Origin of the sequence: Streptomyces sp. NPDC002838 (assembly GCF_040295365.1) — a bacterium.
Lineage (GTDB): Bacteria > Actinomycetota > Actinomycetes > Streptomycetales > Streptomycetaceae > Streptomyces.
Window position 1 is genome coordinate 140,122 of sequence record NZ_JBEOVF010000014.1, and the last position, 25,730, is coordinate 165,851.

Below are 25,730 nucleotides of genomic sequence, written 5' to 3' on the forward strand. Positions count from 1 at the left end.
CCCCAGGCCCGGAAGAGCGGTCCGGGCGGGGACATCCACCCATGAAACCCCGTGGGGACGGGGGTGCGGCGGACGGCACAAATGCCGGCGCAGCTGGGGAGCTGCGCCGGCATTGCTGTGTTGTGCGCCTCAGCCGGCGCCGCTCTCGCGGACGTGGTTGCTGTTCGTAGGGGTTCCTCAATCATTGGTCGCGGTTCATGCGATCTCCTTCGAGGGTCACCTCTTGGCCGACCGAGTCGGGTGGTGGGGTGGGCATAGGCCCGGGGGTCTGGGGACGGAGCCCCCAGTGAGGCGAGCACGAACGCCGGGCATCTGGCAGCTCCCGTCCGCACTGCCCTGCGTACTCTCGGGGACAACCCCGTCCGCTCCAGGAGCCCCGTGACCACAAGCACCCTGCTCTCCGACCTCACCGCCCGAGCCCAGGCCAAGGCCCACTCGGCAACACCCGCCTGCCCCTGCGGAGCAACCGGCACCCTCGCCGACCGCTCCGACGCCACAGTCGTCCGGCACGCCGACACCGTCGCCAAGGCCCACGCCCCGGACATGGCCAGGACCGATCTGGCGCCTCGCCTCACCGTCGCCACCCACCTCCCCGGCATCCTCCTGCCCCCGCTCAGCCCGACGCCGGTCGACCTGCACGGCCGGCTCGTCACGTTCTGGCCGTACGGCACCCCCGTGGACCCGGAAGACCCGGACGCGGCACCCTGGGAGTCCGCCGCCACCCTCCTCGCCCACCTCCACCGCACCCCGGCGCCGACCCCCCTGCCTCCCATGCGCGGACCCGCCAAGGCGGCCCGGGCCATCGCCCGCCTCCGGGCAACGGCGACCGCCACCGCCTCCGTCCTCCGCGCCTGGTCCACCCTCCCCGCCTGGGCCCGGGCCGAGGCCCCCATGCCGGACACCACCACCCTCTGCCACGGCGACCTCCACCTCGGCCAGCTCGTCCGCCATCCCGCCCCCGACGGCCCCTGGCTGCTCATCGACGTCGACGATCTCGGCGTCGGCGTCCCGGCCTGGGACCTGGCCCGCCCCGCGGCCTGGTATGCCTGCGGGCTGCTCCGGCCTGACGAGTGGACCCGCTTTTTGACCGCCTACCGCACGGCGGGTGGCCCGGCCGTCCCCGCGCACGGCGACCCCTGGCCGGCGCTCGACGTCCCGGCCCGCGCGCTCACCGTGCAGACCGCCGCCCGGTCGATCGCCAAGGCGGCCGCGGCGGGCCGTGCCCTGGACGAGGTGGAGCAGGCCCTGGTCGACGCCTGCGATCGAATGAGCTCCGCCCCGCCGGACTTGGCGCAAGGTTTCCCGACGTAAGGTGCAACCGACCGCAGCCGGACAGAGTCTGTCCTGGCGAAACGCGAAGCAGGACCGACCGGCGAGGAGTTGAGCCGACCATGCAGTGTCCGAAGTGCCATGCGCCTATGCACACGTACAACCGCAACGGCGTCCAGATCGAACAGTGCAGCGGCTGCCGCGGCATTTTCCTCGACTACGGCGAGCTGGAGGCGCTGACCCGCCTGGAGTCCCAGTGGTCCGGGCCCGCCGTCCCGCCGCCCCCGGCCGCTCCGCAGTACCCGGCCGCGCCCGGCGCCCATGCCGCTCCCGCTCCCGCCTGGGGCGCCCCGCACGGCGGCCACCACGGGCACCATGGTCACCGCCGCGACCGGGGCTTTGGCCGCATGCTGTTCTCCAGCTGAGAGCCGAGAGCCGACCGGCAGACGAAGAAGCCCCCGACCGCAGGGCCGGGGGCTTCGGTGTGTGGACGATACTGGGATTGAACCAGTGACCTCTTCCGTGTCAGGGAAGCGCTCTCCCGCTGAGCTAATCGTCCTGGGTACTGCGTGCGCGATACTGGGATTGAACCAGTGACCTCTTCCGTGTCAGGGAAGCGCTCTCCCGCTGAGCTAATCGCGCGGGATCGGATCCTGCCGTACGTGCTGGAAGATCCAGTGGACGATACTGGGATTGAACCAGTGACCTCTTCCGTGTCAGGGAAGCGCTCTCCCGCTGAGCTAATCGTCCTTGGAGGTGGAGACGGGATTTGAACCCGTGTAGACGGCTTTGCAGGCCGTTGCCTCGCCTCTCGGCCACTCCACCAGGAGTGCGGGGAACCGGGAAGATCCCCTCTTCCTTCGAGCGGACGACGAGGTTCGAACTCGCGACCTCAACCTTGGCAAGGTTGCGCTCTACCAACTGAGCTACGTCCGCCTGTCGTTTCGGTCGGCTTACGCGTTCCGGCGACGTGGTGAACTCTAGCGGATTCCGGGGCCAGTACAAAAACGCGTTTGCGCAGCGTGCTGCGCTGCGCCTGCTCAGGGGCCTGCTCGGGGCACCCGGAGGGTCACGACGAGGTCACCCGCGAGACACCCGCCATAGACTCGACCGCGTGCTCGACCTGCCTCCTCTCGCTCGTTTCGGTGACCGTGTCGCCACCGGGCTCCTCGACGTCACCAGCGACACCGCGGCCCTGGACTCCACCGGTTTCTGGGCGGTTTGCGCCGACTACGAGGGCCGTGTGACCTGCGCCCGCTTCAGGGACGTACGAGAGGATCCCGTGCCCACCCCGGTGCCGGGGGAGTGGCGGGGGCCGGCCGCCGGTGACTGGACGTCCTCCCTCGACCGCGCCGCGTACACGGCCGGCGTGCGGCGCATCCGTGAGTACATCGCCGCAGGCGAGGTCTACCAGGCGAACCTCTGCCGGGTGCTGTCCGCGCCCGTGCCGCCGGACGCCGACGTGGACGCCCTCACCGCCCTGTTGGCCCGCGGCAACCCCGCGCCGTACGCAGGAACGATCCGCCTGCCCGGTCACGGCGTGGAGATAGCCACCGCGTCTCCCGAGCTGTTCCTGCGCCGCGACGGCCGGGTCGTCGAGTCCGGCCCGATCAAGGGCACCGGTCGTACCGAGGCGGACCTCCTGGACAAGGACTACGCCGAGAACGTGATGATCGTGGACCTCGTCCGCAATGACATCGGACGCGTCTGCGCCACCGGCAGCGTGACCGTCCCCGATCTGTGCGCCGTGGAGAAGCACCCCGGCCTGGTCCACCTCGTCTCGACCGTCCGCGGCGAACTGCGTGAGGGGGCCGGCTGGCCGGAGCTGCTGGCCGCCGCGTTCCCGCCCGGCTCGGTCACCGGGGCGCCCAAGTCGAGCGCCCTGCGGATCATCGAGGCACTGGAGACGGCGCCCAGAGGTCCGTACTGCGGCGGGATCGGCTGGGTGGACGCAGACCGGGGCGTCGGTGAGCTGGCCGTGGGCATCCGCACCTTCTGGATCGACCGCGAGGCGGGCGTGCTGCGTTTCGGCACCGGCGCCGGCATCACCTGGGGTTCCGATCCCGAGAGCGAGTGGCAGGAGACCGAACTGAAGGCCGCCCGTCTCCTCGCGGTAGCGTCGGGAAGGAACGTATGAGGTGAGTGGGACTGACAACGTGCTGTGCCGGCCCGGGGGACAACCCCCGGACCCCGGCCACTGCGACGCCCCCGGTACTGACTTGCGAGGAAGAGACCAGTGAAGCTATGGCTCGACGGCGGGCTGCAGGACATCGAATCCGCCCGCGTCTCCGTCTTCGACCACGGGCTGACCGTGGGCGACGGCATCTTCGAGACGGTGAAGGCGGTGGACGGGAAGCCGTTCGCGCTCACCCGGCATCTCGACCGGCTGACCCGCTCGGCGCGCGGCCTGGGCCTGCCCGACCCCGACCACGACGAGGTCCGCCGCGCCTGCGCCGCCGTCCTGGAGGCCAACCCGATGCCGCTGGGCCGGCTGCGCATCACGTACACCGGCGGCCACGGCCCGCTCGGCTCCGACCGCGGTGAGCACGGCCCGACGCTCGTGGTCGCCCTCGGCGCGTCCGCCCGGCGGCCCGACTCCACGGCCGTGATCACGGTCCCCTGGACCCGCAACGAGCGCGGCGCGCTCACCGGCCTCAAGACGACCTCGTACGCCGAGAACGTCGTCGCCCTCGCCCGCGCCCGTGAACGCGGCGCCACCGAGGCGTTGTTCGGCAACACGGTCGGACAGCTCTGCGAGGGGACCGGGTCGAACGTCTTCGTCGTCCTCGACGGCGAGCTCCACACCCCGCCGCTCGCCTCCGGCTGCCTGGCGGGCATCACCCGCGCTTTGGCCGTCGAGTGGACGGGCGCGAGGGAGACCGACCTGCCGCTGGACGTCCTGGAACGGGCCGAGGAGATCTTCCTGACCTCCACGCTGCGGGACGTACAGGCCGTGCACCGGATCGACGACCGCGAACTGCCGGGCGCTCCGGGCCCGGTGACCGCCAAGGCCATGCGGATCTTCGACGAGCGGGCCGGGGACGACCTCGATCCGTAAAGGCCGCGGATATGGGGCTGACCTGGAGCGCCGCAGCGGGTAGAACACCGGTGATGACCACGACCCTGCGGCCCACCGAGCCGCTTCAGCGCGCCGCCGACGGAGGGCTGTCCCGCCACTACCGGGTGTGCGTGAACAGCCGTCCCGTCGGAGCGGTACACCTGTCGACACACCCTGTCTTCGGGCCCGCCGTCGCCCGGATCGAAGACCTCGGCATCGAGGAACCGGACCGCCGGCGCGGCCGGGGCACGGTGGCCGCGCTCGCCGCCGAAGAAGTGGTACGGGGCTGGGGCTGCAAGCGGATCGAGATCGCGGTGCCCGCCGAGGCCGAGGCCGCGCTGCGGCTCGCCACGGCCCTCGGCTACCTGCGGCGCAACCGCGGCATGGAGAAGCGCCTCGGCACGACCGCGCCCGAACTGCCCGAGGGCAGCCGGGGCAGACCCCTGACCGAGACCGAGTACGGGCCATGGCTCGAACACGGCAAGGAGAAGTACGCGCAGAGCTGGATCGACCGCGGCGTGCCCGCGGACGAGGCACGGGCCAAGTCCGAGTGGGACCACGCCCGACTGCTTCCGCAGGGCCCCGGGACGCCGGGTGTGCTGCTGAGCGTCCTTGAGCACGAGGGCACCCGAGTCGGCACGCTCTGGGTGGCGCTCGAGGAGGAGAGGGCCTACGTCTATGACGTCGAGGCCGACGCGCGGTTCCGCGGCCGGGGACACGGCCGTTCTCTGATGCTGCTGGCCGAGGCCCAGGCGGTGGCCGCCGGAATGCGCGTCCTCGGCCTCAACGTCTTCGCGGGCAACACCCCGGCCGAGCGGTTGTACGAGTCACTCGGCTACGTCCCGGTGCGGTACGCCATGCACAAGAACCTGCTCTGAGGTCACTCCGCCAGCAACCGGTCCGCGATCTCCTCCACACGCTCGCGCAGCCCCTCCTGGCTCTTGCCGCCGTCGAGACGCTCACCGCCGATGACGTACGTGGGGGTGCCGGTCACGCCGATCGCCTTGCCCTCGGCCTGGTCGGCGTCCACGATCAGGATGTGCCGGCCGTCGATCAGCGCGGTGTCGAACTCCTCAGCGTCCAGACCGAGTTCACGGGCGACCTCGACCAGGAAGGGTTCTCCCTTGCGGTCCAGCTCCTCCACCCGGCCCAGCACGGCCTCGACGTAGGGCCAGCCCTGCCCCTGCTCCGCGGCCTCCTCGGCGGCCTGGGCGGCGGCGAAGGCGTGCTTGTGCTTCTCCAGTGGGAAGTGCCGCAGCCGCAGTTCCAGCCGGTCGCCGTAGCGGGCGCGCAGGGCACGCAGGTCGTCCAGGGCGCTGCGGCAGTCCGGGCACTGGAGTTCGCACCAGACGTCGAGCACGGGGACGGCGGGACGAGCGGGAGAGGAGTCACTCATGGTCACAGTCTCCCAGCCCCGGCCCCGGACGGCCCCATCGGACCTCGGTGTCGCGGCGGTCGTACGACCCCGACCGGCACCTGCGGAGGAGACGACCCGGAGATGTCCCTGATGTCGGGCCGGAGGATGGCCCGGCGGGGTGCGGTGGGTGCAGGATGGAAGGGACGAAGTGACCCCTGCCCGACCGAGCCCTGCCTGGAGGACCGGATGATTGCCGAGACCGTCTGTTCCGCCGTCTCCGTGGCAGGCCTGGGCATCGCGGTGGTCACGGCGTACCGCAAGCGTTTCCTCACAGCCGCCCGCATCGCCGCGTACTCACTCGTCCCGATCGGCCTGGTCATGACAGGCGTCGTCGAATGGCTGGCGGACACCGCCTTCAGCCCGACGGCCTGGGCGGGCTTCGGAGTGCTCGGAGTCTCCTGGATGCTGTTCGCGACCACACGTGCCGTGGAGCGCCGGCGCGGCGGCACCCGCAAGGAGCGCAAGGCGGCCAAGAGCGCCGCTCAGCGGGAGGCCGTGGCTCCGGCGGCTTCGGCGCCCTCCCTGGCGGCGGGCTCCCGCCCGGCGGCCCGGCCTGCGGGCAAGCCCCGCGCCGAGACCGCCACGGACGACTTCAGCGACATCGAGGCCATCCTGAAGAAGCACGGCATATGACCTTCGCGGAAGACGGCATATGACGTCCGCATGACGGACTGAAACGACACAGTGGGCTCCCACGCGTCCGGAAATGATCACGACTTGAACCGGACATCGCGGAATTCGGCGAACTCCCGCTCACTACGGGCGTGTTGATCGCGCCGGGAGCGCCGACTGCGTCATCATCGCCGCGAGATGCTGGACACGACACAGAGCGATGCCGCGCCGCCGCAGGACGAGCCGCGCGGATGCCTCTTCGCCCTTTCCCAGCCACCGCTGATGATCTTCCTTGCGGTGATCGGGTGTCTGCTGCTCATGGCTGCGCTGCACGACCTGCTGTTGCTGTGAGCCGTACCCGTGGTTCCCGGCGCCACCCGCCGGGGACCACGTCGACACTTCTGTGCCGGTCCTGGTGTGTCGCCCGGACGTCAGCCGGCCGCCTCCTTGCGCCGCGCCCGGTATGCGGCCACGTGCAGACGGTTACCGCAGGTCCGGCTGTCGCAGTAGCGCCGCGAGCGGTTGCGGGACAGGTCCACGAAGGCCCGCCGGCAGTCGGGCGCCTCACAGCGGCGCAGCCGCTCCTGCTCGCCGGCCACCACGAAGAACGCGAGTGCCATCCCGCAGTCGGCCGCCAGGTGATCGGCGACGGAGGCGCCGGGGGCGAAGTAGTGCACGTGCCAGTCGTAGCCGTCGTGGTCCGTGAGGCGGGGAGTGGTGCCGGCGGCGGCGATCAGCTCGTTGATCAGCGCGGCGGCGGTCCGCGGGTTCGGAGCGGCGAAGACCGCTGCGAACCGTCCGCGGATCTTGCGCACCGCCGAGAGATCGAACTCCGAGAGCGTCCCGACATCACTGATTTCGTGGTTTCGTACGAAATCCTCGAGGGCCGCGACGTCCGGCAGGGCGTCGGGCGCCGCGTCGTCCTCCGGCGCGGTGTTCACCAGATCCACCACGGTGTCGAGCGCGCACCGGGTGTCGTGGGTGATCAGCACGTTTCGCTCCCTGGCCTGGGGGTCGGGCGTGCGCCCGCCGATGCAGGCCGATGGTAATGGCTCGGCCGAAGAGGAAGCACCCACGGAGCCGCTCCGGCCGATCCGCGCAGCCTGCGGGCAGCCGAGCCACGCAATCTGCGCGCAGCCGGATCCGCCCACCTGCGGGCAGCCGATTCGCGTAGCTGCGGGCAGTCGTGCCGCTGGGGTGGCTCCCGACCCACAGAAGGCGGCACCCCGTAGCGCCGGGCCGCGCGACCCACCCCCCGCCCAGCACCCACGTCGGGCGCCTCGCAGCCTGGGCGCCTGGTACCCCCGGCGCCTGGCACCCCCGGCACCTGAAACTCCGGCCCCGTACGCACGCATCGGCGCCGCCCCGCGAAGGAGACGGCGCCGATACCTGCCGTATACGGCTGTCTGAGCCCGAGCCGTCTCCCCGAGTGGACGGCGCCGGGCGGCTCTGTGTGCCCTCGCCCTAGCTCTCCGCCAGGATGTGCGAGAGCTCCTGATCGAGATCGAAGTGCCGGTGTTCCGTGCCGGGAGGCACAGCGGCGTCCGTCCGCTTCAGGAAGGACTCCAGGGCCCGCGCCGGGGCCTCGAGCAGGGCCTCGCCCTCCGGGGAGCTCAGGGCGATGCAGACGACGCCCTGACCGTGGCTGCGCGACGGCCAGACGCGGACATCGCCGGTTCCGGTGGGCCGGTGGAGGCCCTCCGCGAGGAGGTCGCGGGCGAACACCCACTCGACGGTCTCCTCGGCTCCGGTGTGGAAGGTGGCGTGCACGGCGTAGGGGTCGGCCGTGTCGTACCGCAGGCCTGCGGGGACAGGCAGGGAGGACTCGCTCGACACAACGAGGCGCAGGTGCAGCTCGCAGCTGACCGTGGTGTTCATAAGCGCCAGGGCCTTTCGCTCAGTGTGCGCTCGGGGATTCGCACGTCGGCGAAATCGACATGCCACCTACGGTGCCGTTGTAAACCCCTCTGAGCGTTTTGCGTGTCTTTACGTAACTCTTCCGGCCGAGAGTGCGTTCGTCCCGTACGGCCATTCCGGTGACCGGTTTCCGTCCGGTAGGGTTTGGCCGTATGAATACGGGGAGTGACGAGCCGGGCGAGGTCGTTGCCGTGGCTGCGGACGAGACGAAGACTGACGGGGTGAAGAGCGAGCAGGGGCTCGGCTCCAGAGCCCCCGAATTCATCAAGGCGCGCCGCCTGCTGCACCTGAGCTGGCAGGTCTGCGTCTTCATCATCGGGCTCGCGGTCGTGGTCCTGGGCATCATCATGCTGCCGCTGCCCGGCCCTGGCTGGGTCGTGATCTTCGGCGGCATGGCGATCTGGGCGACCGAGTTCGTCTGGGCCCAGCTGGTGCTGCGCTGGACCAAGCGCAAGGTCACCGAGGCGGCCCAGCGTGCCCTGGACCCGAAGGTGCGGCGGCGCAACATCATCCTGACGACGATCGGCCTCGTGATCGTGGGCGTGATCGGCGGCATCTACCTGTGGAAGTTCGGCCTCGTGATGCCCTGGAAGATCGAGGACCAGTGATCCGCGACGGGGGCGCGCGGCCCGGTCGGCACCGGTCACACGCACCCCCTGACATGGGGTAATCTTCTTCCTGCGCCCGGGCGATTAGCTCAGTGGGAGAGCGCTTCGTTCACACCGAAGAGGTCACTGGTTCGAACCCAGTATCGCCCACCCGGGTCGGCGGCCCGTCTGCGACAGAGCAGGCGGGCCGCCGACGTATGCGCAGCCTTCGGGTGAGCTCCGTACGCCTCGGCCGGCCACGTACTCTCGGCGATTTTTGGCCGATCAACATCCATGCGTGGAAGGTCAGTTCGCGTTCGGTCCGCCGATCACACCCGCCTCACCTGCGACATTGCCCCGACTGTCGCTCGGTTCGCTGCCGACGTGCCGTCAGATCGCCCAGCCGTGCCCCAAGAAATTCCTGTCCGAATCATTGACGCACCCCGAAGCCCTCCGTAGCTTGTGCCAGCAAGCGCTTACTTGAAACGATTCATGCAGGCGGCAACGACGCTGCGGGGAGGGGGCCCACCCATGGGAACCAGCAGGAATGTTGAGAGGCGTACGATCTTGAAGGCGGCCGGCGCCACAGCGGCCACCCTCGGACTGGCCGCGACCACCGGGTGCGGTGGGGACAGTGGCACCTCGTCGGACGGGACGGTGACGATCCGTTACGCGTGGTGGGGTGCCGAGGACCGCGCCGAGCGCATCAACAAGACCATCGCGCTCTTCGAGAAGAAGTACCCGAAGATCAAGGTGAAAACGGACTTCCAGCCGTACACCGACTTCTGGAAGAAGTTCAACACCCAGGCCTCCGGTGGGAATCCGCCGGACGTCTTCCAGAATGCCGTTGGATTCCTGCGGAAATACGACGCGAAGAACGTCCTGCTCGATCTCGGCGAGCAGGTGAAGGCGGGCAATCTCTCCATGGACGGCTTCCGCGCCGGCCTGGACAAGTTCGGCGAGATCGACGGCAGGCTCCTCGGAGTTCCGGTCGGTTCCAACTCGATGGCCCTGGTGATCGACAAGCCCGTCTACACCAGAGCCGGTGTGAAGCCGGAGCAGGGCTGGACCTGGGACGACTTCGACGCGGCCATGAAGAAGATCCGCGACAAGACGGGGCGCGCCGGCGACAGCGGCATGTACGGCGTCATGTACCTCTACGACCTGTACTTGCGCCAGAACGGCAAGGCGTTCTTCACCGAGGACGGACTCGGCTTCACCGAGGCGGATCTGACGGACTGGTGGACGAAGGCCGAGAAGGGCGTCAAGGAGGGCGTCTACGCCGACCCCAAGAAGGTCGCCCAGATCAAGCCCAAGTCGGCGGTCGCCGCGGAGATCGCCGGCGGTGAGTTCACCTGGGACAACTTCACGGTCCGCTACACCTCCGAGGGCAAGAGCGAGTACGGCCTGGCTCCCATCCCGACCACGGACGGCAAGAAGACCGGCCAGTACCTCGGCTCTCTCATGCTCAGCGCCTCCAAGCGGACGCAGCACCCCAAGGAAGTCGCCCAGTTCATCAGCTTCATGGTGCACGACCCCGAGGTCGCCAAGATCATGGGCTACGACCGCGGTGTGCCGGCGACGCAGGCCCAGTACGACGCGTTCAAACCGACCGACGAGGTCAACAAGGCGATAGCCGCCTACGAGACGTCCCTCGTCGACGCGGGTGTCCTGGAGCCCATCACCCCGCACCCCGCCGGCGCGGACATCTGTGAGGCCGCGTTCCTGCGCATCGCCGAGGAACTCGCCCTGGGCAAGCGGTCGGTGGGCGACGCCGTCAAGCAGTTCTTCACCGAGTCGAAGACGGCTCTCGCCGGCTGATGGGAACCACCGTGACACACGCCCCTGCGATGGAGGGCCTGTCCAAGGACTCCGAGCCGCGGCACGGTCCGGTGGACTCCGAGCGCCCCGCCGCCCTCAAGCGGCGGGTCCGCCGGGAGAACCTGGCCGGCTATCTCTTCATGTCCCCCTGGATCGCCGGGTTCCTGCTGCTCACGGCAGGGCCGATGATCGCCTCGCTCTACTTCGCGTTCACCGACTACAACCTGTTCGACACGCCCAAGTGGATCGGCCTCGACAACTTCACCACGATGTTCGAGGACCCGCGCTGGCGCCACTCGGTGCAGGTGACGATGTGGTACGTCGTCGTCGGAACGCCGCTCAAGCTGCTCCTGGCCCTCGGGGTGGCGCTGCTGCTCGCCCAGAAGCGGCGCGGACAGGCCTTCTACCGGGCCGCCTTCTACGCGCCGTCGCTGATCGGGGCGAGCGTCTCCGTCGCGATCGTATGGAAGGCCATCTTCTCGGACGACGCGATCGTCGACCGTACGCAGAAGATCTTCGGGATCGACGTCGGCGGCTGGACCGGCGACCCGGACATGATCATTTACAGCCTGGTGGCGCTCACCGTCTGGCAGTTCGGCGCCCCCATGGTCATCTTCCTCGCCGGCCTCAAGCAGGTACCGCGCGAGCTGTACGAGGCGGCCGAGGTCGACGGGGCCGGCAAGATGCGCCGGTTCTGGAACATCACGCTGCCGATGATCTCCCCGGTCCTCTTCTTCAACGTCCTGCTGGAGACGATCCACTCCTTCCAGATCTTCTCCTCGGCGTACATCGTCGGCGGCGGCGCCGGCGGCAACGCCTGCGGTCCGGCGGACGGTTCGATGGTCTACACCTGCTACCTCTACGTCCAGGGCTTCGAGAACAGCCGGATGGGCCTGGCCTCGGCTATGGCCTGGATGCTGCTCGTCGCGGTCGCCCTGGTGACGGCGGTGCTGTTCTGGTCCCAGAAGCGCTGGGTGCACTACGAGGAGGGCGCCTGATGAGCGCACAGGCCACCGACATCGCCCCGGCCCCGTCCACCAAGGCGGGCGCCATCCGGCGCAAGCTGCCCGGTTCCCTCGCCTGGCACATCGGATCCCTCGTGATCCTCGCGGTGATCCTCTATCCGGTGATCTGGGTCATCGGCGGTTCCTTCAAAAAGAGCGAGGACGTCGTCGGCAGCCTGGACCTCTTCCCGGGCGACCCGATCATCTCGAACTACACGGGGCTCGCCGACGGCATCGCGGACATCTCGATCTCCACGTTCTTCGTCAACTCACTCACGCTCGCGGTCGGTTCGGTGATCGGGATCCTGGTGTCCTGCTCGCTGACCGCGTACGCCTTCGCGAAGATCAAGTTCGCGGGCCGCAACCTCCTGTTCACGCTGATGATCGGCACGCTCCTGTTGCCGTACCACGTGCTGCTGATCCCGCAGTACGTGTTGTTCCGCAATATGAACATGATCAACACCTACACCCCGCTCCTGCTCGGGAAGTACCTGGCCATCGAGGCGTTCTTCGTCTTCCTGATGGTGCAGTTCATGCGCAACCTGCCCAAGGAGCTCGACGAGGCAGCCCGCCTCGATGGCTGCGGCCACTTCCGCATCTACTGGTCGATCGTGCTCCCGCTGTGCCGTCCGGCCCTGATCACCAGCGCGATCTTCACCTTCATCAACTCCTGGAACGACTTCATGGGCCCGCTGATCTACCTCAACGAGCCCGACAAGTACACCGTCTCCCTCGGTCTGAAGATGTTCGTGGACCAGGAGGGTGTGGCGAACTACGGCGGCATGATCGCCATGTCGCTCATCGCTCTCCTGCCGGTGCTCGCCTTCTTCCTCGCCTTCCAGCGGTATCTCATCGACGGTATGGCGACGTCGGGTCTGAAGGGCTGAGGCGGTCACGATGGCCCAGGTACGTGTGAAGGCCCGCAAGGAGTCCGTCCTCGCCGAGCGGTTCGCCGTGTTCGCCGAGTGTCTGCTCACCGGCGTGTGGGTCGCGGTGGCCTCGCTCGGGGTGGTCACCTATCCGGCCGCCTTCGCCGCCGGCGCGCGGCATCTGCGCCGCCGTATCACTCACGAGGGCGGTGGCTGGCGGGAGTTCGCCGCCGACTTCCGGGCCGCCGTCCGTCGCGGGTGGGTCGTCGGGCTCGCCGGGTGGGCTTCGGCGGTCGCGGTGTGGGTGGACGTCCACGCCGCGCGCGCCGGGATACCCGGTGGGCCGCTGGTCGGGGTCATCGGTGTCCTCGCGCTGATCGGCCTCGCCGTGGCCGGACTGCGCGCGGCGGCGGTCTGGACGCCGGGTGCCTCCTGGCGCGCCCTGCTCGCTCAGGCCGGCCGCCGTACCGTGCTCGACCCCGCCGGGTCCTTCCTGATCGTCGGTGGGCTGGCCGTCGTGGCCCTGTCCGCCTGGTTCGTCGCACCGCTGGCGGTCCCCGTCCTGGGGGCCGTCGCGGCGGCGGCCGTCGCCGTGGAGGAGCGGTACCGGCACCGCTGACGGGCGGTGCCCTCGCATCAGGTCGGCGCCCCGGGCGCCGTACCTCACTCTGTCATGCCCCTGACCACCCCTGCACCCCGCACGGAAAGGAAAGGTCATGTCCCCCATTCCCCGCAGGTCCATCCTCAAGGCAGCCACCGTCGCCGGAGCCGCCGCGCAGTTCAGCTGGGCCCTAGGAGCCCAGAACGCCGGGGCCGCGCCGAGAGCCGCGGAAGCCGACGCCGATCCGGTGACCCTGGACTGGCTGGAGGACGGCGGCCTGGGTGCCGCTCCCGGATCCACCGTCGGCGTTCCCTGGCCGAAGGGCACGTACGACAAGGACCAGAAGTTCGCGGTGACGGACGCGGACGGCAAGTCCGTGCCCGTGCAGTCCTGGCCGATCGCCTACTGGCCGGACGGCTCGCTCAAGTGGACCGCGCACGCGGTCAGTTCGGGCTCCGGCAAGCTCACCCTCGCCGCGGGCGAGGCCGCCGCCCCCGACAAGAAGGTCACCGTCGACAAGCGCGGCGGCACCATCGACATCTCCACCGGGGTCATCACCGCGAAGATCGGCAAGTCCGGTGCCACGCTGGTCAAGTCGGTCACCCGAGGCTCCACGGAGATCGCCAAGAACGGCCGGCTCGTGCTGATCCGCCAGCCCGAGATCGAGGACGAGGACCAGGGCTCGGTGAAGACCGAGCGCTTCGAGGGCGCCATCTCGAAGGTCACCGTCGAACAGGAGGGCCCGGTCCGCGCGGTCGTCCGCATCGACGGCAAGCACCGCAAGGGCAGCCGGAGCTGGCTGCCGTTCTCGATCCGGCTGTACTTCTACGCGGGCGCCGACTCCTTCCGCATGGTGCACACGATCACGTACGACGGCACGCAGGAGCCGGGCAAAGCCAGCGGTGACTTCATCCGCGGGCTGGGCGTACGCTTCACCGTCCCCATGCGGGACCAGTCCTACGACCGCCACATCCGCATCGGCGGCGAGGGCACCGGCCTGCTGCGCGAGGCCGTCAAGGGCATCACCGGGCTGCGGCGCGACCCCGGGGCGGCCGTGCGGACGGCCCAGTTCGACGGCAAGAAGCTGCCGGACCCGTCCACCTGGGACCAGCGGGTCACCACGCGGCTGCAGTACATCCCCGAGTGGGGCGACTACACCCTCTCGCAACTCTCCGCCGACGGCTTCGGCGTGCGCAAGCGCACCAAGAAGGGCCACGGCTGGATCCCCGCGGGAGGCGGCCGGCGGGCCAGCGGCTTCGGCTACGTCGGCGGCGCGAGCGGCGGATTCGCCTTCGGGCTGCGGGACTTCTGGGAGAAGTTCCCCGCCCAGCTCGACATCCGCGATGCCCAGACCGACGAGGCCGAGGTCACCCTCTGGCTCTGGTCGCCCGAGGCGCAGCCCATGGACATGCGCTTCTACCACGACGGCATGGGCCAGGACACATACCCCGAACAGCTCGAAGGCCTCAACATCACCTACGAGGACTACGAACCCGGCTTCGGCACCCCCTACGGCATCGCCCGCACCAGCGAACTCCTCTTCTGGGCGCACGACTCCACGCCCAGCGCCGAGGCGATGGCCCAGCAGGTAGAGGCCGTACGCACCCCGCCGCAGCTGGCCGCCCCGCCCAAGCAGCTCATCAAGGCCGGCGTCTTCGGCAAGCTGTTCTCCGAGCCGGACCGCTCCACCGGCGCCAAGGTGAAGATCGAGGACCACCTCGACTTCCTCTTCACCTACTACAAGGACCAGGTGGAGATGCGCCGTTGGTACGGCTTCTGGGATTACGGCGACATCATGCACAGCTACGACCCCAGCCGCCACCAGTGGTGCTACGACGTCGGCGGCTACGCCTGGGACAACTCCGAACTCTCGCCCGACCTGTGGCTCTGGTTCGCTTACATGCGCTCCGGCCGCGCCGACGTCTTCCGCTTCGCCGAGGCCATGACCCGGCACACCGGCGAGGTCGACGTCTACCACCTCGGCAAGTGGGCGGGCCTCGGCACCCGCCACGGCGTTCAGCACTACGCGGACAGCGCCAAGCAGCAGCGCATCGCCAACACCACCTACCGCCGCTACTACTACTTCCTCACCGCCGACGAACGCGTCGGCGACCTCATGCACGCCAACGTCGACTCCGACGAGACGTTCCTCGTCCTCGACCCCATCCGCAAGATCCGCACCGAGCCGTACACCCCCGACCGCAACGCCCTGTCCATCGGCTTCGGCACCGACTGGAGCGGCCTGGTGTCGGCCTGGCTCACCGAGTGGGAGCGGCGCGGCCCCAAGTGGGAGAAGGCCAAGGCGCGGGTCCTGTCCACCATGGAGACCATCGCCGCCCAGCCCAACGGCTTCGTCCAGGGCAGCGCGCTGTACGACCTGGACACGGGGAAGTTCGCCATCGACAAGGAGCCCAAGGTCGGCGTCTCGCACCTGTCGGCCATGTTCGGCCTGGTGGAACTCTGCGCCGAGCTGATCGACCAGGTCGACATGCCGAAGTTCAAGGAGGCGTGGCTCGACTACTGCCGCTACTTCAACGCCACCAAGGCCGAGCAGGCCGCCCGCTACGGCTCCAACTTCGGCAACCTGCTGCTCTTCCAGGGGCACTCACGGCAGGACGCCTACGCCGCCGTCCAGACCGGCGACGACCAGCTGGCCGCACGCGCGTGGCAGCAGTTCTACAACAGCCGGGACACCTGGGACTACAAGGAGTCCACCGACTGGTCCACGAAGAAGATCGAGGGCCCGACCGCCCTGGTACCCGGCAGCGAAGCCGCGTGGGTGTCCACCAACGCCACCGCGCTGTACGGACTGGCGGCCATTCAGAACCTGGCGCTGGTGGGCGACAAGATGCCGTAGCCGGCGCCTATGACCTGTCCGGCGGATCAGGTCGCAGGAAATCGGCGGCGACCCATTAACCCGGGTGAGCGGGGTCTGGTACGTGCAGCTGCAAGGCGGAGGAGGGAGTCGACGTGATGGGGAGTCGGCGACCGACGACAACGCGGCAGATGGGCGTGCCAGACCCCGTGTCTGCGGCGTGATCCAAACGGCAGGCGCTGGTGACCTGAGTCGGAGATTCGTCGTTGGTTTGGCAGGAGTCGTCCGGGGCCGAAGATTCCGCCGTTGTCGGTGACCGATGCCCAACGGGCTGTGCTGGAGGGCTGGGTGCGTCGCCGCACGACGGCTCAGGCTCTGGCTCTGGCCCTGCGGTCGCGGATCGTGCTGGAGTGCGCCGAGGGGCACTCGATCATGGAGGTGTCGCGCCTGCTGCGGATCACTGCGGACACGGTCCGCACCTGGCGTCGGCGTTTTCTCGGGCGTGGGCTGGACGGCCTGTGCGACGAACCCCGGCCCGGTGTCCCGTGGAGGATCACCGACGCGGATGCCGAGCGGGTCATCGTCAAGACGCTGCAGGAGACACCGAAGAACGCCGCCCACTGGTTCAAGCTGTCCACCGACCCGCTGTTCATCGACAAGGTCCGAGACGTCGTGGGCCGCTACCTCGACCCGCCGGAGAAGGCGCTGGTCCTGTGCGTGGACGAGAAGTCGCAGATCCAGGCCCTCGACCGGTCCGAGCCCGTGCTGCCGATGGTTCCCGGCGTCCCCGAACGCCGCAGCCACGACTATGTCCGCGCCGGCACCACCACCCTGTTCGCCGCCCCGGAGGCCGCCACCGGCAAGGTGATCGGTTTCCCTGCACCGGCGCCGCCGGGCCGTCGAGTTCACGAGGTCCTCCACTTCAGGCCCACGAGTTCGTCCTGGCTGAACCTGGTGAAGCGGTGGTTCGCCGAGCTCACCCAGAAGAAGCTCAAGCAAGGCGTCCACCGCTCCGTCCAAGCCCTCGAACGCGACATCCGCGACCGGCTCGCCGCCTGGAACGAGCACCCCTGGCCCTTCGCCTGGACGAAAACCGCCGACGAGATCCTCGACAAAGCCGCCTCCTACTGCCGACGAATCTCCGACTCAGGTCACTAGTTCATCCTCCCCAGGACCTCCCGCACCCGTCGGACGTCCCGGATCCGCTGCTCGTACGTCGCACCGAGTGCGAGCAGCAGGAGTCCGGCGAGGGCGGGAGGCACCCAGCGGGGCAGCGCGCCGGTCACCTGTACGAGATACGGGGCGAGTTCGTGCAGCGCGACCAGGGCGAGCACCGAGCCGCCGAGCAGCAGCGGCGCCTGGAGGTGATGCCGGGCGCCCAGCAGGGTGACCAGCAGCGCCGCCGCGCCCAGCAGCAGCGGGCGCGTCCAGTGCGGGTCGCCCCAGGCCGTGACGAGGCTCGGCACGAGGGTGGCGGCGAGTCCGGGGCCGTACGCCGTCCAGGAGGAGGCCTGCGTGTCGCGGTGCCTGCGCAGGGCGCCGACGAGCAGTGCCGGGACGGTGACCGGGAGCGTGTACGCCTCCGGAGTGTCGACGTCCCAGGACGCCAGGCGTACCCAGGTGGCCAGGACGAAAAGGGCCGCGGACGCGTAGGCGAGGAGGCGGCGGCCGGGGCGGATCGCCGTGCCCGCGGTGATCACTGCGCAGAGCGCGAGGACCAGGGCGAGCATCGGCGGATCGCCTGCGGCCAGACCGATGGCGAGCAGCCCGGCTGCCGCGCCCGCGACCTCGACCGGGACCGCGGCCCGGGAGTCGCCGAGCCGTGCCGCGAGCAAGGCCGCCGCCACCGGGACCGCCAGGACCAGCAGGGCGGTGTACTGCGGCTGCCAGTCCGCGGCGGCGCCGGTCGCCGAGGCCAGTGCCGCGGCGTACGCGAGCGCGGCCGGGGCCGTGACGGGGGCGAGGTGTGCCCGCCACGAGGCCGACGCGAACAGTGCCGTCAGCGCGCAGAGCACGACGAGGGTCGCGGTCTGGGAGGCGAGGGAGAGGAGGGCGAGGCTGAAAGAGGTGATCAGGGCGAGGACGAGGGCGGTGAGCCGACGTCCTTCGGTGTCAGGCGTGGCCTCACGTGCGTACGCCGCTGCCGCGAGCGCTCCGGCTGTCGTCATGCCCTGAACCAGCAGCCCGCCGGAGTAGGGAAGTTCGAGGACCGCCGGAAGGACGAGCGCCGTGGCCCAGATCAGACCCAGGGTGCCGGTCCGGGCCCGAGAACGCCAGGCCGTGTCACGGACCGCCAGGGCGAGTACGGCCGCCACGGCCGCCAGCACGACGGGAGCCGCCGCCGCGTCCGGCGGCCAGGGCGCCTCGACCGTCACGGCGGCACGGACGTCCGACGGCGTACCGGTCCAGGCGTGCTCCGCCCAGCCGGCCGGCCCCAGCACCGCCACCCCGACGACGGGCAGCGCCCACAGCACGGCCAGCGCCTGTACGGCACCGGAGGCCCGGGCGAGGCCCTGCCGCACCGCATCCGGCAGCCGACCGGCCAGTACCGTCGCCAACAGGGCGATCCCGCAGGCGAGATGAGCCGGAACCGTCCACATCTCCGGCAGCACGGAGCGCGCCGGACCGCCGAGCGCGGCCACCATGAGCAGCCCGGAGGTGATGGCGAGGCCGAGTGAGTGCTTCTGTCCAGGGGCGTGCGCACCGCCCTCCGGGTCGCCGGTCTCACGCACAGCCGTACGCCCGCCGTGCCACGCGGCGCCCAGCGCGATCGCCGCCCCAAGGGTGAGGAGCGCCGCCGGACGGGCGGCGGCGCTCGGGCCGGTGGCCGTCCAGGACAGCCAGCCGGCGGTCAGTACGCCCAGGGCACCCATGCCGTACGCGCCGACGGCGCCGACGGCGCGTACGGACCCGGCCGTCACCCGCAGCGCCACCACCGTGTCGACCCCGGCCGTCACCAGCAGTGCGGCTGTGATTCCGTACGGATCGGCGCCGGCGGCCAGTGCCCACAGGAGCAACGGAAGCTGGGCCGCGGCCAGCGCGGCGGGGAGGGGCAGCCGCAGCCCGGCCGTACCCGGCAGCAGGCCGTACGCCAGCCAGGTCGCCCCCAGCACCGCCGACGCGACCGCCGCGTACCCCGCCCCGTCCGTCCCCGCGAGAGCGACCTCGTGCAGGGCATAGGCGTCGAGGACCGTCAGCGCGAGCCCGAGGCCCGCCACCGACTCGGCCGTCGAGCGCAGCCCCCGCTTCAGCAGCACGGCCGGCACCGCGAGCGCGGCCAGCGTGACCGCGCCGAGCACCAGCGCCCGTCCGGCGATCCCCAGATGACCCCAGCTGACCAGGGTGAACACCGCCGCCGCGATGGTGAGCAGGACACCACCGAGCAGCAGGAGCACGTTCTGCACGCTGGGTGCGGCCGCCTCCGGGCGGGGCGGTGCCACGGGAGCCGGCTGCGCCCTGTGCAGGGCCGCGAGCAGCCAGGCACGTCGTGCCAGCAACTGGGCCCGCCGGGCGTCCAGTTGCCACAACTCGGCGTCGAGGAGCCGCAACTCCTCGGCCGGGGGTGGGATCTGCGTCATGCCTTGGAGTGTGGTCTGGGTCACGCCGTACGGCATGAGTGCGGATACTCAGGACGTACTCAGATATGTGCCCCCATGCTGGGCAGACTCCGCCCATGGACTGGACCCATTACCGCTTCCGCAGCCTGTGGTCGCTGCCCGCGCGGCCCGCCGCCGTGTACGACGCCCTGGAGCGGGCAGAGGACTATCCGTGCTGGTGGCGGCAGGTGCGTGAGATGAACCAGATCGACGACACGAGCGGTGTGGTCACGATCCGCTCCCTCCTGCCGTACGACATGACCTTCGTCGCGCGCGAGGTACGGCGCGATCCGGTGGCCGGGACCCTGGAGATCGCCATGTCGGGGGACATCGACGGCTGGGCACGCTGGACGGTCACCGCTCGGGGCAGCGGCAGCCTGGCCCGCTACGACCAGGTCGTCGACGTGAACAAACCGCTGCTGAGGCGCCTCGCCGTACCGGGGCGGCCGGTCTTCCGGGCCAACCACTGGCTGATGATGCGAGCCGGACGGCGAGGACTGGCCGCGCACTTGGAAGCGGTTTGAAGGAAACGTGCCGGGACCTGTATTGTTCAGTGCGTTCCCGGGCGATTAGCTCAGTGGGAGAGCGCTTCGTTCACACCGAAGAGGTCACTGGTTCGAACCCAGTATCGCCCACCGGGAAAGGCCGGTCCGCCACAGCGGACCGGCTTTTTTGTGCACCTGGCTCGCTAAGCGGCTGCCGCCGGCAGATCCGGACGCAGCGGCCACGCCGGATCCACCGCCTCCTCCGTGCCGCTGCGCGCGAACCACGCCTGCAGGCCCCGCGCCTGCGCCGCGTGCCACACCGCCTGCAGGGTGTGCAGTTCGGCGGGGGACAGGCGCTCCAGCCGCGCCGCGAAACGGTGCCCCACCGCCCGTACGACGTCCAGCGCGGCCAGTGCGTCGGCCGCCGCGTCGTGCGCGCCCTCCAGCGAGACGCCGTAGTGCGCGCACAGGTCGGTGAGGGTGCGGCGGCCCTTGCGGTAGCGGTCCAGGTGCTTGTCCAGGACCCGCGGGTCGAGCACCAACAGCGGCGACGTCTCGAACCAGCCGCTCAGGGACGAGGCACGATGGCGGCGCAACTCGCGGTCCAGCAGCGTCAGATCGAACGGCGCGTTCATCACCACCAGCGGACGGCCCGCCGCGGCCTGCTCCGCCAGCGCCTCGGCTATCTCGTACATCACCGGCGCCGGCCAGCGGCCGTTGAGCCGGAGATGCTCCTCCGTCAGCCCGTGCACCGCCGTCGCCGCGGCGGGCACCGGCACACCCGGGTTCACCAGCCACCGGCTCACCCGCGGCCGGGCCCCCGGTGCGTCCTGGACGACGACGGCGGCCGACACGATCCGGTCGGCCTCGACGTCCACACCCGTGGTCTCTGTGTCGAAAGCGGCCAGGGCCCCTTCGTACCAGCACGTCATACCACCACAACCCCTCGTTCACCCACGGCAGCTGACGTCCCGTCTTCTGCCCGTTTGGTGATACCCGGGCTGTTTGCGCCGTACGCCGGAAGGACACAACAGGAGTACGGGTCTTCGCAGTTCAGTGACCCGACGTGGGATCCACTCGGCCCCGGTGTGGGCAATTCACTTGGCTGGGAAGGCTGTTGGTCATGGCGATAGCGCAGCCCGAGCGGGGCGGGCTGCTGCCCGAACGAACGGGCCCCCATCGCGGCACACTCGCCACCACCGCCTGCATGGAGACCTTGCAGGTGGGCTACTTGCACGCGGTCGCGGCAGCCGCCGGCTGCTCGCTGTCCCAGCCATTTCCGGACAACGGCATCGACTGGCACGTCAGCCACAGCGCACCCGGACACACCGTCGACGACGAGGTGACCATCAAGGTGCAGCTCAAGTGCACGTACCAGATCCCGCCGAACCCACCCGGCCGCACCTTCTCCTTCACGCTCGACAACGACCACCTGCGCAAGCTCGCCCGCACCCCGGTCTCGGTCCACAAGATCCTCGTGGTGATGCTCGTGCCGAGGTCCCAGGACGACTGGCTGCGCGCCAGCCACGACCGGCTCGACCTCAGGCACTGCTGCTACTGGACCAACCTCGCCGGTCAGCCCGTCACGGGCCGGAACCGGACCACCGTGCGGATACCGACCTCGCGCATCTTCGACGACCGGGCGCTGTGCGAGATCATGACCCGGGTCGGGACCGGAGGCAGACCATGACGCACCGCCCGCTTCAGGAGCCACTGCGGCCCGTGCGACCGCATCCCGTCGACCAGGCCGCCGTCGCCTGGAACCGTCCTCCCGACCCCGGCGAGGTCGACCCGGCCGTGCTCAGCGCCCTGCTGCACCGGCACGGCTGGCAGCGGCGCGGGGGAGCGGCCGGACGCTACGGCCGCTGGACCCCGCCCGGCCCGGGCGGCGGCGGGACGAGTCTGCTGGTGCCCGAGAGCCGCGCCTTCCCCGACAGCGACGACCTGCTCGGCGAGGCGCTCCTCGCGCTGTCCCGCAGCGGCACGCCCTCCGCGCGCGAGGTGCTGGTCTCCCTCGCCGTGCCCAGCGACGAGATCCGCTGGTGGCGCGATGTGCCGACCGGGCCGGGCGGTGCCGCCCCCTGGACCGTCGAGGAACAGCTGCGCGCCGCCGCCCGCCAGATGCTGCTCGCCGGCGCGCTCGCCACGCGCGTGCGTGCCGGCTACTACGGCGCCCGGTACCGGCGCACCGCCGCCGCGTCCCTGGACAACGTCCTCGTCGGCTCCGCGGCCGGCGGCCGTCGCCTCACCGCCTTCGTGCCGGTCGGCACCGGCCGACCGCTCGCCGTACGCCTGCACCAGGCCCTGTACGCCGCCCGCGAGGCCATCGACTACCAGCGGGCCACCGGCGGCATGGACGCCTTCGACGGCGCCGTCGAGGCGGGCGTCAGTCGCGAGCTCACCGAGGCGCTGATCGCCCTCGTGCGCGGTACGGAGGGGGCGCGCATCGCCGTGGAGTGGGCGCCGGCGGCCGGTGTTCCGGAGGACTGCGCGGCGGGCGGCGATCCCGTCGAGTTCTCGCCCGGAGACCTTCCGGTACTGCGTGAAGCCGGGGCCCGGTACCTGCGCGAGGAGCCGTCCGTGCCCGTCCGGATCACCGGCGCCGTGGTGCGGATGCGCAGGTCGGGGCCGCGCGGGGAAGGTGCCGTACGGCTGCGGGTGCTGGCCGGGGCCGAAGTCCCGCACGTCCGGTTGACGCTGGACGAGGAGGCGTACCGCATCGCTGGGCACGCACACCTGGTCGGACTGCCGGTGCGGGTGCACGGGCGGTTGGAGAGCCGGGGCGGGTTCCGCAAGCTGACGGGGGTCTCCGCGGTCGTACCGGTGCAGGTGGACGAGGCCGAGCGGGACCGGCTGATGAAGTCGCTGCAGGAGGATCTGGACTTCTTCGAGGAGGCCTGCGGAGGAGACTGAGGCGAGGGGAGGCCGGGGCGGAGCTCATCCGTTTCGCGGTCGAGGGTCCGGGGTCGGTACGATCCCGTAATGCGCGCGCTCCAGGTATGGCGCCGCACCCCACCTTCAGTCAGGAGAGACCGGTGTCAGACGTCCGTGTGATCATCCAACGCGATTCCGAGCGGGAAGAGCGCGTGGTGACGACGGGCACTACGGCCGCGGACCTCTTCGCCGGCGAGCGCTCGATCATCGCCGCGCGTGTGGGCGGCGAGCTCAAGGACCTGTCGTACGTCCTGTCCGAGGGCGAGGAGGTCGAGGGCGTCGAGATCTCCTCCGAGGACGGTCTCAACATCCTGCGCCACTCCACCGCGCACGTGATGGCCCAGGCCGTGCAGGAGCTCTTCCCCGAGGCCAAGCTGGGCATCGGCCCGCCGGTCAAGGACGGCTTCTACTACGACTTCGACGTCGAGAAGCCGTTCACGCCCGAGGATCTCAAGGCCATCGAGAAGAAGATGCAGGAGATCCAGAAGCGCGGGCAGCGCTTCTCGCGCCGTGTGGTGACGGACGAGGCGGCCCGTGAGGAGCTGGCGTCCGAGCCGTACAAGCTGGAGCTGATCGGCCTCAAGGGCTCGGCCTCCTCGGACGACGGCGCGGACGTCGAGGTCGGCGCGGGTGAGCTGACGATCTACGACAACCTGGACGCCAAGACCGGTGACCTGTGCTGGAAGGACCTCTGCCGCGGTCCCCACCTGCCCACCACCCGGAACATCCCGGCGTTCAAGCTGATGCGCAACGCGGCCGCCTACTGGCGGGGCAGCGAGAAGAACCCGATGCTCCAGCGCATCTACGGCACCGCCTGGCCGACCAAGGACGAGCTGAAGGCGCACCTCGACTTCCTCGCCGAGGCCGAGAAGCGCGACCACCGCAAGCTGGGCAGCGAGCTCGACCTTTTCTCCATCCCCGAGCAGATCGGCTCCGGCCTCGCCGTCTTCCACCCCAAGGGCGGCATCGTCCGCCGGGTCATGGAGGACTACTCGCGGCGCCGCCACGAGGAGGCGGGCTACGAGTTCGTCTACACCCCGCACGCGACGAAGGGGAAGCTCTTCGAGACGTCCGGACACCTGGACTGGTACGCCGACGGCATGTACCCGCCCATGCAGCTCGACGAGGGCGTGGACTACTACCTCAAGCCCATGAACTGCCCGATGCACAACCTGATCTTCGATGCGCGTGGCCGTTCGTACCGTGAACTGCCGCTGCGTCTCTTCGAGTTCGGGACCGTGTACCGGTACGAGAAGTCGGGTGTCGTGCACGGGCTGACCCGGGCCCGCGGCTTCACCCAGGACGACGCGCACATCTACTGCACGCGTGAGCAGATGTCCGAGGAGCTCGACAAGCTGCTCACCTTCGTCCTGGACCTGCTGCGGGACTACGGTCTGACCGACTTCTACCTGGAGCTGTCCACCAAGGACCCGGAGAAGTTCGTCGGCTCCGACGAGGTCTGGGAGGAGGCGACCGAGACACTGCGCCAGGTCGCCGAGAAGCAGGGGCTGCCGCTGGTTCCGGACCCGGGTGGCGCCGCCTTCTACGGGCCGAAGATCTCCGTCCAGACGCGCGATGCCATCGGCCGCACTTGGCAGATGTCGACGATCCAGCTCGACTTCAACCTGCCGGAGCGCTTCGAGCTGGAGTACACCTCGCCCGATGGTTCCAAGCAGCGGCCGGTCATGATCCACCGCGCGCTGTTCGGCTCCATCGAGCGGTTCTTCGCGGTGCTGCTGGAGCACTACGCGGGTGCGTTCCCGGCGTGGCTGGCTCCGGTGCAGGCGGTCGGTATCCCGGTGGGCGACGCGCATGTCGAGTACCTGGAGAAGTTCGCCGCCGAGGCGAAGGCGAAGGGGCTGCGGGTCGAGGTCGACTCGTCGTCGGACCGCATGCAGAAGAAGATCAGGACCGCGCAGAAGCAGAAGGTCCCGTTCATGATCATCGTCGGTGACGATGACATGAACGCGGGCACGGTGTCGTTCCGCTACCGCGATGGGTCGCAGGAGAACGGCATTCCGCGTGACGAAGCGCTGGCGAAGCTCGTTGATGTGGTGGAGCGTCGCGTTCAGGTATGACGTGCTCCCCGCCGCTGCGGGGCTGTGGCCCCCGGGTTTGTACCCGGGGGCCTTTCCCTACCCCCTAATGGGACGCCATATGCTGCACGCATGACGAGTGAGCCGGAGCAGCAGTGGGGAGTGGGGATCCAGGACGCGTTCCAGCGTCTGTGGACGCCCCATCGGATGGCCTACATCCAGGGCGAGAACAAGCCGACCGGCCCCGGTGCCGAAGACGGCTGCCCCTTCTGCTCGCTGCCGGCCAAGTCCGACGAGGACGGGCTGATCGTCAGGCGTGGTGAGCAGGTCTACGCGGTGCTCAATCTCTACCCGTACAACGGCGGTCACCTGATGGTCGTGCCCTACCGCCACGTCGCCGACTACACGGACCTCACCGACGCGGAGACGGCGGAGCTCGCCGCCCTGACCAAGCAGGCGATGGCGGCCCTGCGGACCGCCTCCGGCGCCCACGGTTTCAACATCGGCATGAACCAGGGCTCCGTGGCCGGCGCCGGCATCGCCGCCCATCTCCACCAGCACATCGTCCCGCGCTGGGGCGGCGACACGAACTTCATGCCGGTGGTCGGCCACACCAGGGTGCTGCCGCAGCTGCTGGCGGACACCCGGAAGATGCTGGCGGAGGTCTGGCCGACGGCCTGATGCCGGGGGGCTGGGGGCGCGGGCCCCC

The 25,730-nt window shown here is 70.1% G+C and carries 24 protein-coding genes and 7 tRNA genes; 21 read left to right on the top strand and 10 right to left on the bottom strand.

Annotated elements, in window-relative coordinates:
- Positions 1–378 precede the first annotated feature (378 nt).
- Both ABT063_RS20130 and ABT063_RS20135 read left to right on the top strand, forming a co-directional pair.
- The gene (locus tag ABT063_RS20130; protein ID WP_351058715.1) at positions 379–1,311 is read left to right on the top strand and encodes a phosphotransferase family protein; all 933 of its coding nucleotides are present in this window, start codon (positions 379–381) and stop codon (positions 1,309–1,311) included.
- A gap of 80 nt (positions 1,312–1,391) precedes the next feature.
- Complete coding sequence (locus tag ABT063_RS20135) at positions 1,392–1,694, top strand: TFIIB-type zinc ribbon-containing protein (protein WP_351058716.1); 303 nt, start codon at positions 1,392–1,394, stop codon at positions 1,692–1,694.
- 62 nt (positions 1,695–1,756) lie between these two features.
- Here the strand turns inward: ABT063_RS20135 and ABT063_RS20140 are convergent.
- From ABT063_RS20140 to ABT063_RS20160, 5 genes are all read right to left on the bottom strand, one after another.
- Positions 1,757–1,828 (bottom strand) — tRNA-Val (locus ABT063_RS20140).
- Between the two features lie 11 nt (positions 1,829–1,839).
- A tRNA-Val gene (locus tag ABT063_RS20145) sits at positions 1,840–1,911 on the bottom strand.
- A gap of 36 nt (positions 1,912–1,947) precedes the next feature.
- Positions 1,948–2,019, bottom strand: a tRNA-Val gene (locus ABT063_RS20150).
- A gap of 1 nt (position 2,020) precedes the next feature.
- Positions 2,021–2,094: transfer RNA gene (locus tag ABT063_RS20155), tRNA-Cys, on the bottom strand.
- 38 nt (positions 2,095–2,132) lie between these two features.
- Positions 2,133–2,205 (bottom strand) — tRNA-Gly (locus tag ABT063_RS20160).
- Positions 2,206–2,383: 178 nt separating this feature from the next.
- On the opposite strand from ABT063_RS20160, the gene ABT063_RS20165 reads away from it, so the two are divergent.
- The 3 genes from ABT063_RS20165 to ABT063_RS20175 all read left to right on the top strand — a co-directional run bounded on the left by ABT063_RS20165 (position 2,384) and on the right by ABT063_RS20175 (position 5,205).
- Positions 2,384–3,406, top strand: coding sequence for a chorismate-binding protein (locus ABT063_RS20165; RefSeq protein WP_502990846.1), 1,023 nt, complete (start codon positions 2,384–2,386; stop codon positions 3,404–3,406).
- Between the two features lie 99 nt (positions 3,407–3,505).
- Complete coding sequence (locus ABT063_RS20170) at positions 3,506–4,327, top strand: aminotransferase class IV (RefSeq protein ID WP_351058717.1); 822 nt, start codon at positions 3,506–3,508, stop codon at positions 4,325–4,327.
- A 53-nt stretch (positions 4,328–4,380) separates the two neighbouring features.
- Positions 4,381–5,205 carry a GNAT family N-acetyltransferase gene (locus tag ABT063_RS20175; protein ID WP_351058718.1) on the top strand — a complete coding sequence of 275 codons (825 nt, stop codon included), beginning with the start codon at positions 4,381–4,383 and terminating at the stop codon, positions 5,203–5,205.
- 2 nt (positions 5,206–5,207) lie between these two features.
- Here the strand turns inward: ABT063_RS20175 and ABT063_RS20180 are convergent, their stop codons facing one another.
- Entirely contained in the window at positions 5,208–5,723 is a 516-nt protein-coding gene (locus ABT063_RS20180) for a DsbA family protein (protein ID WP_351058719.1), read from the bottom strand.
- 207 nt (positions 5,724–5,930) lie between these two features.
- Here ABT063_RS20180 and ABT063_RS20185 point away from each other — a divergent pair, with 207 nt between their 5' ends.
- Both ABT063_RS20185 and ABT063_RS20190 read left to right on the top strand, forming a co-directional pair.
- Positions 5,931–6,377, top strand: a complete 447-nt coding sequence (locus tag ABT063_RS20185) for a hypothetical protein (RefSeq protein ID WP_351058720.1) — start codon at positions 5,931–5,933, stop codon at positions 6,375–6,377.
- Positions 6,378–6,554: 177 nt separating this feature from the next.
- Positions 6,555–6,707: a hypothetical protein gene (locus ABT063_RS20190; protein ID WP_020138043.1), complete on the top strand. Its 153-nt coding sequence runs from the start codon at positions 6,555–6,557 to the stop codon at positions 6,705–6,707.
- An 80-nt stretch (positions 6,708–6,787) separates the two neighbouring features.
- Here the strand turns inward: ABT063_RS20190 and ABT063_RS20195 are convergent, their stop codons facing one another.
- Positions 6,788–7,348 (bottom strand): CGNR zinc finger domain-containing protein, encoded by a 561-nt coding sequence (locus ABT063_RS20195; protein WP_351058721.1) that lies wholly within the window; start codon positions 7,346–7,348, stop codon positions 6,788–6,790.
- A 472-nt stretch (positions 7,349–7,820) separates the two neighbouring features.
- On the bottom strand, positions 7,821–8,234 hold the full coding sequence (locus ABT063_RS20200; RefSeq protein WP_004002642.1) for an SsgA family sporulation/cell division regulator: 414 nt from the start codon (positions 8,232–8,234) through the stop codon (positions 7,821–7,823).
- A 191-nt stretch (positions 8,235–8,425) separates the two neighbouring features.
- On the opposite strand from ABT063_RS20200, the gene ABT063_RS20205 reads away from it, so the two are divergent.
- The 8 genes from ABT063_RS20205 to ABT063_RS20240 all read left to right on the top strand — a co-directional run bounded on the left by ABT063_RS20205 (position 8,426) and on the right by ABT063_RS20240 (position 17,128).
- On the top strand, positions 8,426–8,881 hold the full coding sequence (locus ABT063_RS20205; protein ID WP_351058722.1) for a TIGR02611 family protein: 456 nt from the start codon (positions 8,426–8,428) through the stop codon (positions 8,879–8,881).
- 78 nt (positions 8,882–8,959) lie between these two features.
- Positions 8,960–9,031 (top strand) — tRNA-Val (locus ABT063_RS20210).
- A 360-nt stretch (positions 9,032–9,391) separates the two neighbouring features.
- Positions 9,392–10,681 (top strand): ABC transporter substrate-binding protein, encoded by a 1,290-nt coding sequence (locus ABT063_RS20215; protein WP_351058723.1) that lies wholly within the window; start codon positions 9,392–9,394, stop codon positions 10,679–10,681.
- Positions 10,681–11,679 (top strand): carbohydrate ABC transporter permease, encoded by a 999-nt coding sequence (locus ABT063_RS20220; RefSeq protein ID WP_351058724.1) that lies wholly within the window; start codon positions 10,681–10,683, stop codon positions 11,677–11,679. Before ABT063_RS20215 ends, ABT063_RS20220 begins: the two co-directional genes overlap by 1 nt.
- On the top strand, positions 11,679–12,572 hold the full coding sequence (locus ABT063_RS20225; RefSeq protein ID WP_351058725.1) for a carbohydrate ABC transporter permease: 894 nt from the start codon (positions 11,679–11,681) through the stop codon (positions 12,570–12,572). Before ABT063_RS20220 ends, ABT063_RS20225 begins: the two co-directional genes overlap by 1 nt.
- A 10-nt stretch (positions 12,573–12,582) precedes the next feature.
- Complete coding sequence (locus ABT063_RS20230) at positions 12,583–13,173, top strand: hypothetical protein (protein ID WP_351058726.1); 591 nt, start codon at positions 12,583–12,585, stop codon at positions 13,171–13,173.
- Positions 13,174–13,270: 97 nt separating this feature from the next.
- A complete protein-coding gene (locus ABT063_RS20235; RefSeq protein ID WP_351058727.1) occupies positions 13,271–16,012 on the top strand; it encodes an exo-rhamnogalacturonan lyase family protein in 2,742 nt (913 codons plus the stop codon).
- Between the two features lie 216 nt (positions 16,013–16,228).
- On the top strand, positions 16,229–17,128 hold the full coding sequence (locus tag ABT063_RS20240) for a helix-turn-helix domain-containing protein (RefSeq protein WP_351058759.1): 900 nt from the start codon (positions 16,229–16,231) through the stop codon (positions 17,126–17,128).
- Here ABT063_RS20240 and ABT063_RS20245 read toward each other — a convergent pair.
- Positions 17,125–19,548 (bottom strand): SCO7613 C-terminal domain-containing membrane protein, encoded by a 2,424-nt coding sequence (locus ABT063_RS20245; RefSeq protein WP_502990847.1) that lies wholly within the window; start codon positions 19,546–19,548, stop codon positions 17,125–17,127. The genes ABT063_RS20240 and ABT063_RS20245 overlap by 4 nt on opposite strands.
- A gap of 95 nt (positions 19,549–19,643) precedes the next feature.
- Here ABT063_RS20245 and ABT063_RS20250 point away from each other — a divergent pair, with 95 nt between their 5' ends.
- Positions 19,644–20,090: an SRPBCC family protein gene (locus tag ABT063_RS20250; protein ID WP_351058729.1), complete on the top strand. Its 447-nt coding sequence runs from the start codon at positions 19,644–19,646 to the stop codon at positions 20,088–20,090.
- Positions 20,091–20,129: 39 nt separating this feature from the next.
- A tRNA-Val gene (locus tag ABT063_RS20255) sits at positions 20,130–20,201 on the top strand.
- A gap of 53 nt (positions 20,202–20,254) precedes the next feature.
- Here the strand turns inward: ABT063_RS20255 and ABT063_RS20260 are convergent.
- The gene (locus ABT063_RS20260) at positions 20,255–20,983 is read right to left on the bottom strand and encodes a 3'-5' exonuclease (protein ID WP_351058730.1); all 729 of its coding nucleotides are present in this window, start codon (positions 20,981–20,983) and stop codon (positions 20,255–20,257) included.
- A 191-nt stretch (positions 20,984–21,174) separates the two neighbouring features.
- Here ABT063_RS20260 and ABT063_RS20265 point away from each other — a divergent pair, with 191 nt between their 5' ends.
- The 4 genes from ABT063_RS20265 to ABT063_RS20280 all read left to right on the top strand — a co-directional run bounded on the left by ABT063_RS20265 (position 21,175) and on the right by ABT063_RS20280 (position 25,702).
- Positions 21,175–21,741 carry a DUF4365 domain-containing protein gene (locus ABT063_RS20265; RefSeq protein WP_095754396.1) on the top strand — a complete coding sequence of 189 codons (567 nt, stop codon included), beginning with the start codon at positions 21,175–21,177 and terminating at the stop codon, positions 21,739–21,741.
- Entirely contained in the window at positions 21,738–22,964 is a 1,227-nt protein-coding gene (locus ABT063_RS20270) for a hypothetical protein (protein WP_351058731.1), read from the top strand. The genes ABT063_RS20265 and ABT063_RS20270 overlap by 4 nt, the downstream gene beginning before the upstream one ends.
- A 122-nt stretch (positions 22,965–23,086) precedes the next feature.
- Entirely contained in the window at positions 23,087–25,063 is a 1,977-nt protein-coding gene (thrS, locus tag ABT063_RS20275; RefSeq protein ID WP_351058732.1) for a threonine--tRNA ligase, read from the top strand.
- 90 nt (positions 25,064–25,153) lie between these two features.
- The gene (locus ABT063_RS20280) at positions 25,154–25,702 is read left to right on the top strand and encodes an HIT family protein (protein WP_351058733.1); all 549 of its coding nucleotides are present in this window, start codon (positions 25,154–25,156) and stop codon (positions 25,700–25,702) included.
- Positions 25,703–25,730 lie beyond the last annotated feature (28 nt).

What these genes read in the sequence shown, in the direction of transcription:
- ABT063_RS20180 (WP_351058719.1), bottom strand. Translation starts at nt 5,723, where the DNA reads ATGAGTGACTCCTCTCCCGCTCGTCCCGCCGTCCCCGTGCTCGACGTC.
- ABT063_RS20205 (WP_351058722.1), top strand. Translation starts at nt 8,426, where the DNA reads ATGAATACGGGGAGTGACGAGCCGGGCGAGGTCGTTGCCGTGGCTGCG.
- ABT063_RS20225 (WP_351058725.1), top strand. Translation starts at nt 11,679, where the DNA reads ATGAGCGCACAGGCCACCGACATCGCCCCGGCCCCGTCCACCAAGGCG.
- ABT063_RS20270 (WP_351058731.1), top strand. Translation starts at nt 21,738, where the DNA reads ATGACGCACCGCCCGCTTCAGGAGCCACTGCGGCCCGTGCGACCGCAT.
- ABT063_RS20200 (WP_004002642.1), bottom strand. Translation starts at nt 8,234, where the DNA reads ATGAACACCACGGTCAGCTGCGAGCTGCACCTGCGCCTCGTTGTGTCG.
- ABT063_RS20245 (WP_502990847.1), bottom strand. Translation starts at nt 19,548, where the DNA reads ATGACGCAGATCCCACCCCCGGCCGAGGAGTTGCGGCTCCTCGACGCC.
- ABT063_RS20250 (WP_351058729.1), top strand. Translation starts at nt 19,644, where the DNA reads ATGGACTGGACCCATTACCGCTTCCGCAGCCTGTGGTCGCTGCCCGCG.
- ABT063_RS20220 (WP_351058724.1), top strand. Translation starts at nt 10,681, where the DNA reads ATGGGAACCACCGTGACACACGCCCCTGCGATGGAGGGCCTGTCCAAG.
- ABT063_RS20175 (WP_351058718.1), top strand. Translation starts at nt 4,381, where the DNA reads ATGACCACGACCCTGCGGCCCACCGAGCCGCTTCAGCGCGCCGCCGAC.
- ABT063_RS20185 (WP_351058720.1), top strand. Translation starts at nt 5,931, where the DNA reads ATGATTGCCGAGACCGTCTGTTCCGCCGTCTCCGTGGCAGGCCTGGGC.
- ABT063_RS20215 (WP_351058723.1), top strand. Translation starts at nt 9,392, where the DNA reads ATGGGAACCAGCAGGAATGTTGAGAGGCGTACGATCTTGAAGGCGGCC.
- ABT063_RS20265 (WP_095754396.1), top strand. Translation starts at nt 21,175, where the DNA reads ATGGCGATAGCGCAGCCCGAGCGGGGCGGGCTGCTGCCCGAACGAACG.
- ABT063_RS20280 (WP_351058733.1), top strand. Translation starts at nt 25,154, where the DNA reads ATGACGAGTGAGCCGGAGCAGCAGTGGGGAGTGGGGATCCAGGACGCG.
- ABT063_RS20135 (WP_351058716.1), top strand. Translation starts at nt 1,392, where the DNA reads ATGCAGTGTCCGAAGTGCCATGCGCCTATGCACACGTACAACCGCAAC.
- ABT063_RS20230 (WP_351058726.1), top strand. Translation starts at nt 12,583, where the DNA reads ATGGCCCAGGTACGTGTGAAGGCCCGCAAGGAGTCCGTCCTCGCCGAG.
- ABT063_RS20235 (WP_351058727.1), top strand. Translation starts at nt 13,271, where the DNA reads ATGTCCCCCATTCCCCGCAGGTCCATCCTCAAGGCAGCCACCGTCGCC.
- ABT063_RS20260 (WP_351058730.1), bottom strand. Translation starts at nt 20,983, where the DNA reads ATGACGTGCTGGTACGAAGGGGCCCTGGCCGCTTTCGACACAGAGACC.
- ABT063_RS20190 (WP_020138043.1), top strand. Translation starts at nt 6,555, where the DNA reads ATGCTGGACACGACACAGAGCGATGCCGCGCCGCCGCAGGACGAGCCG.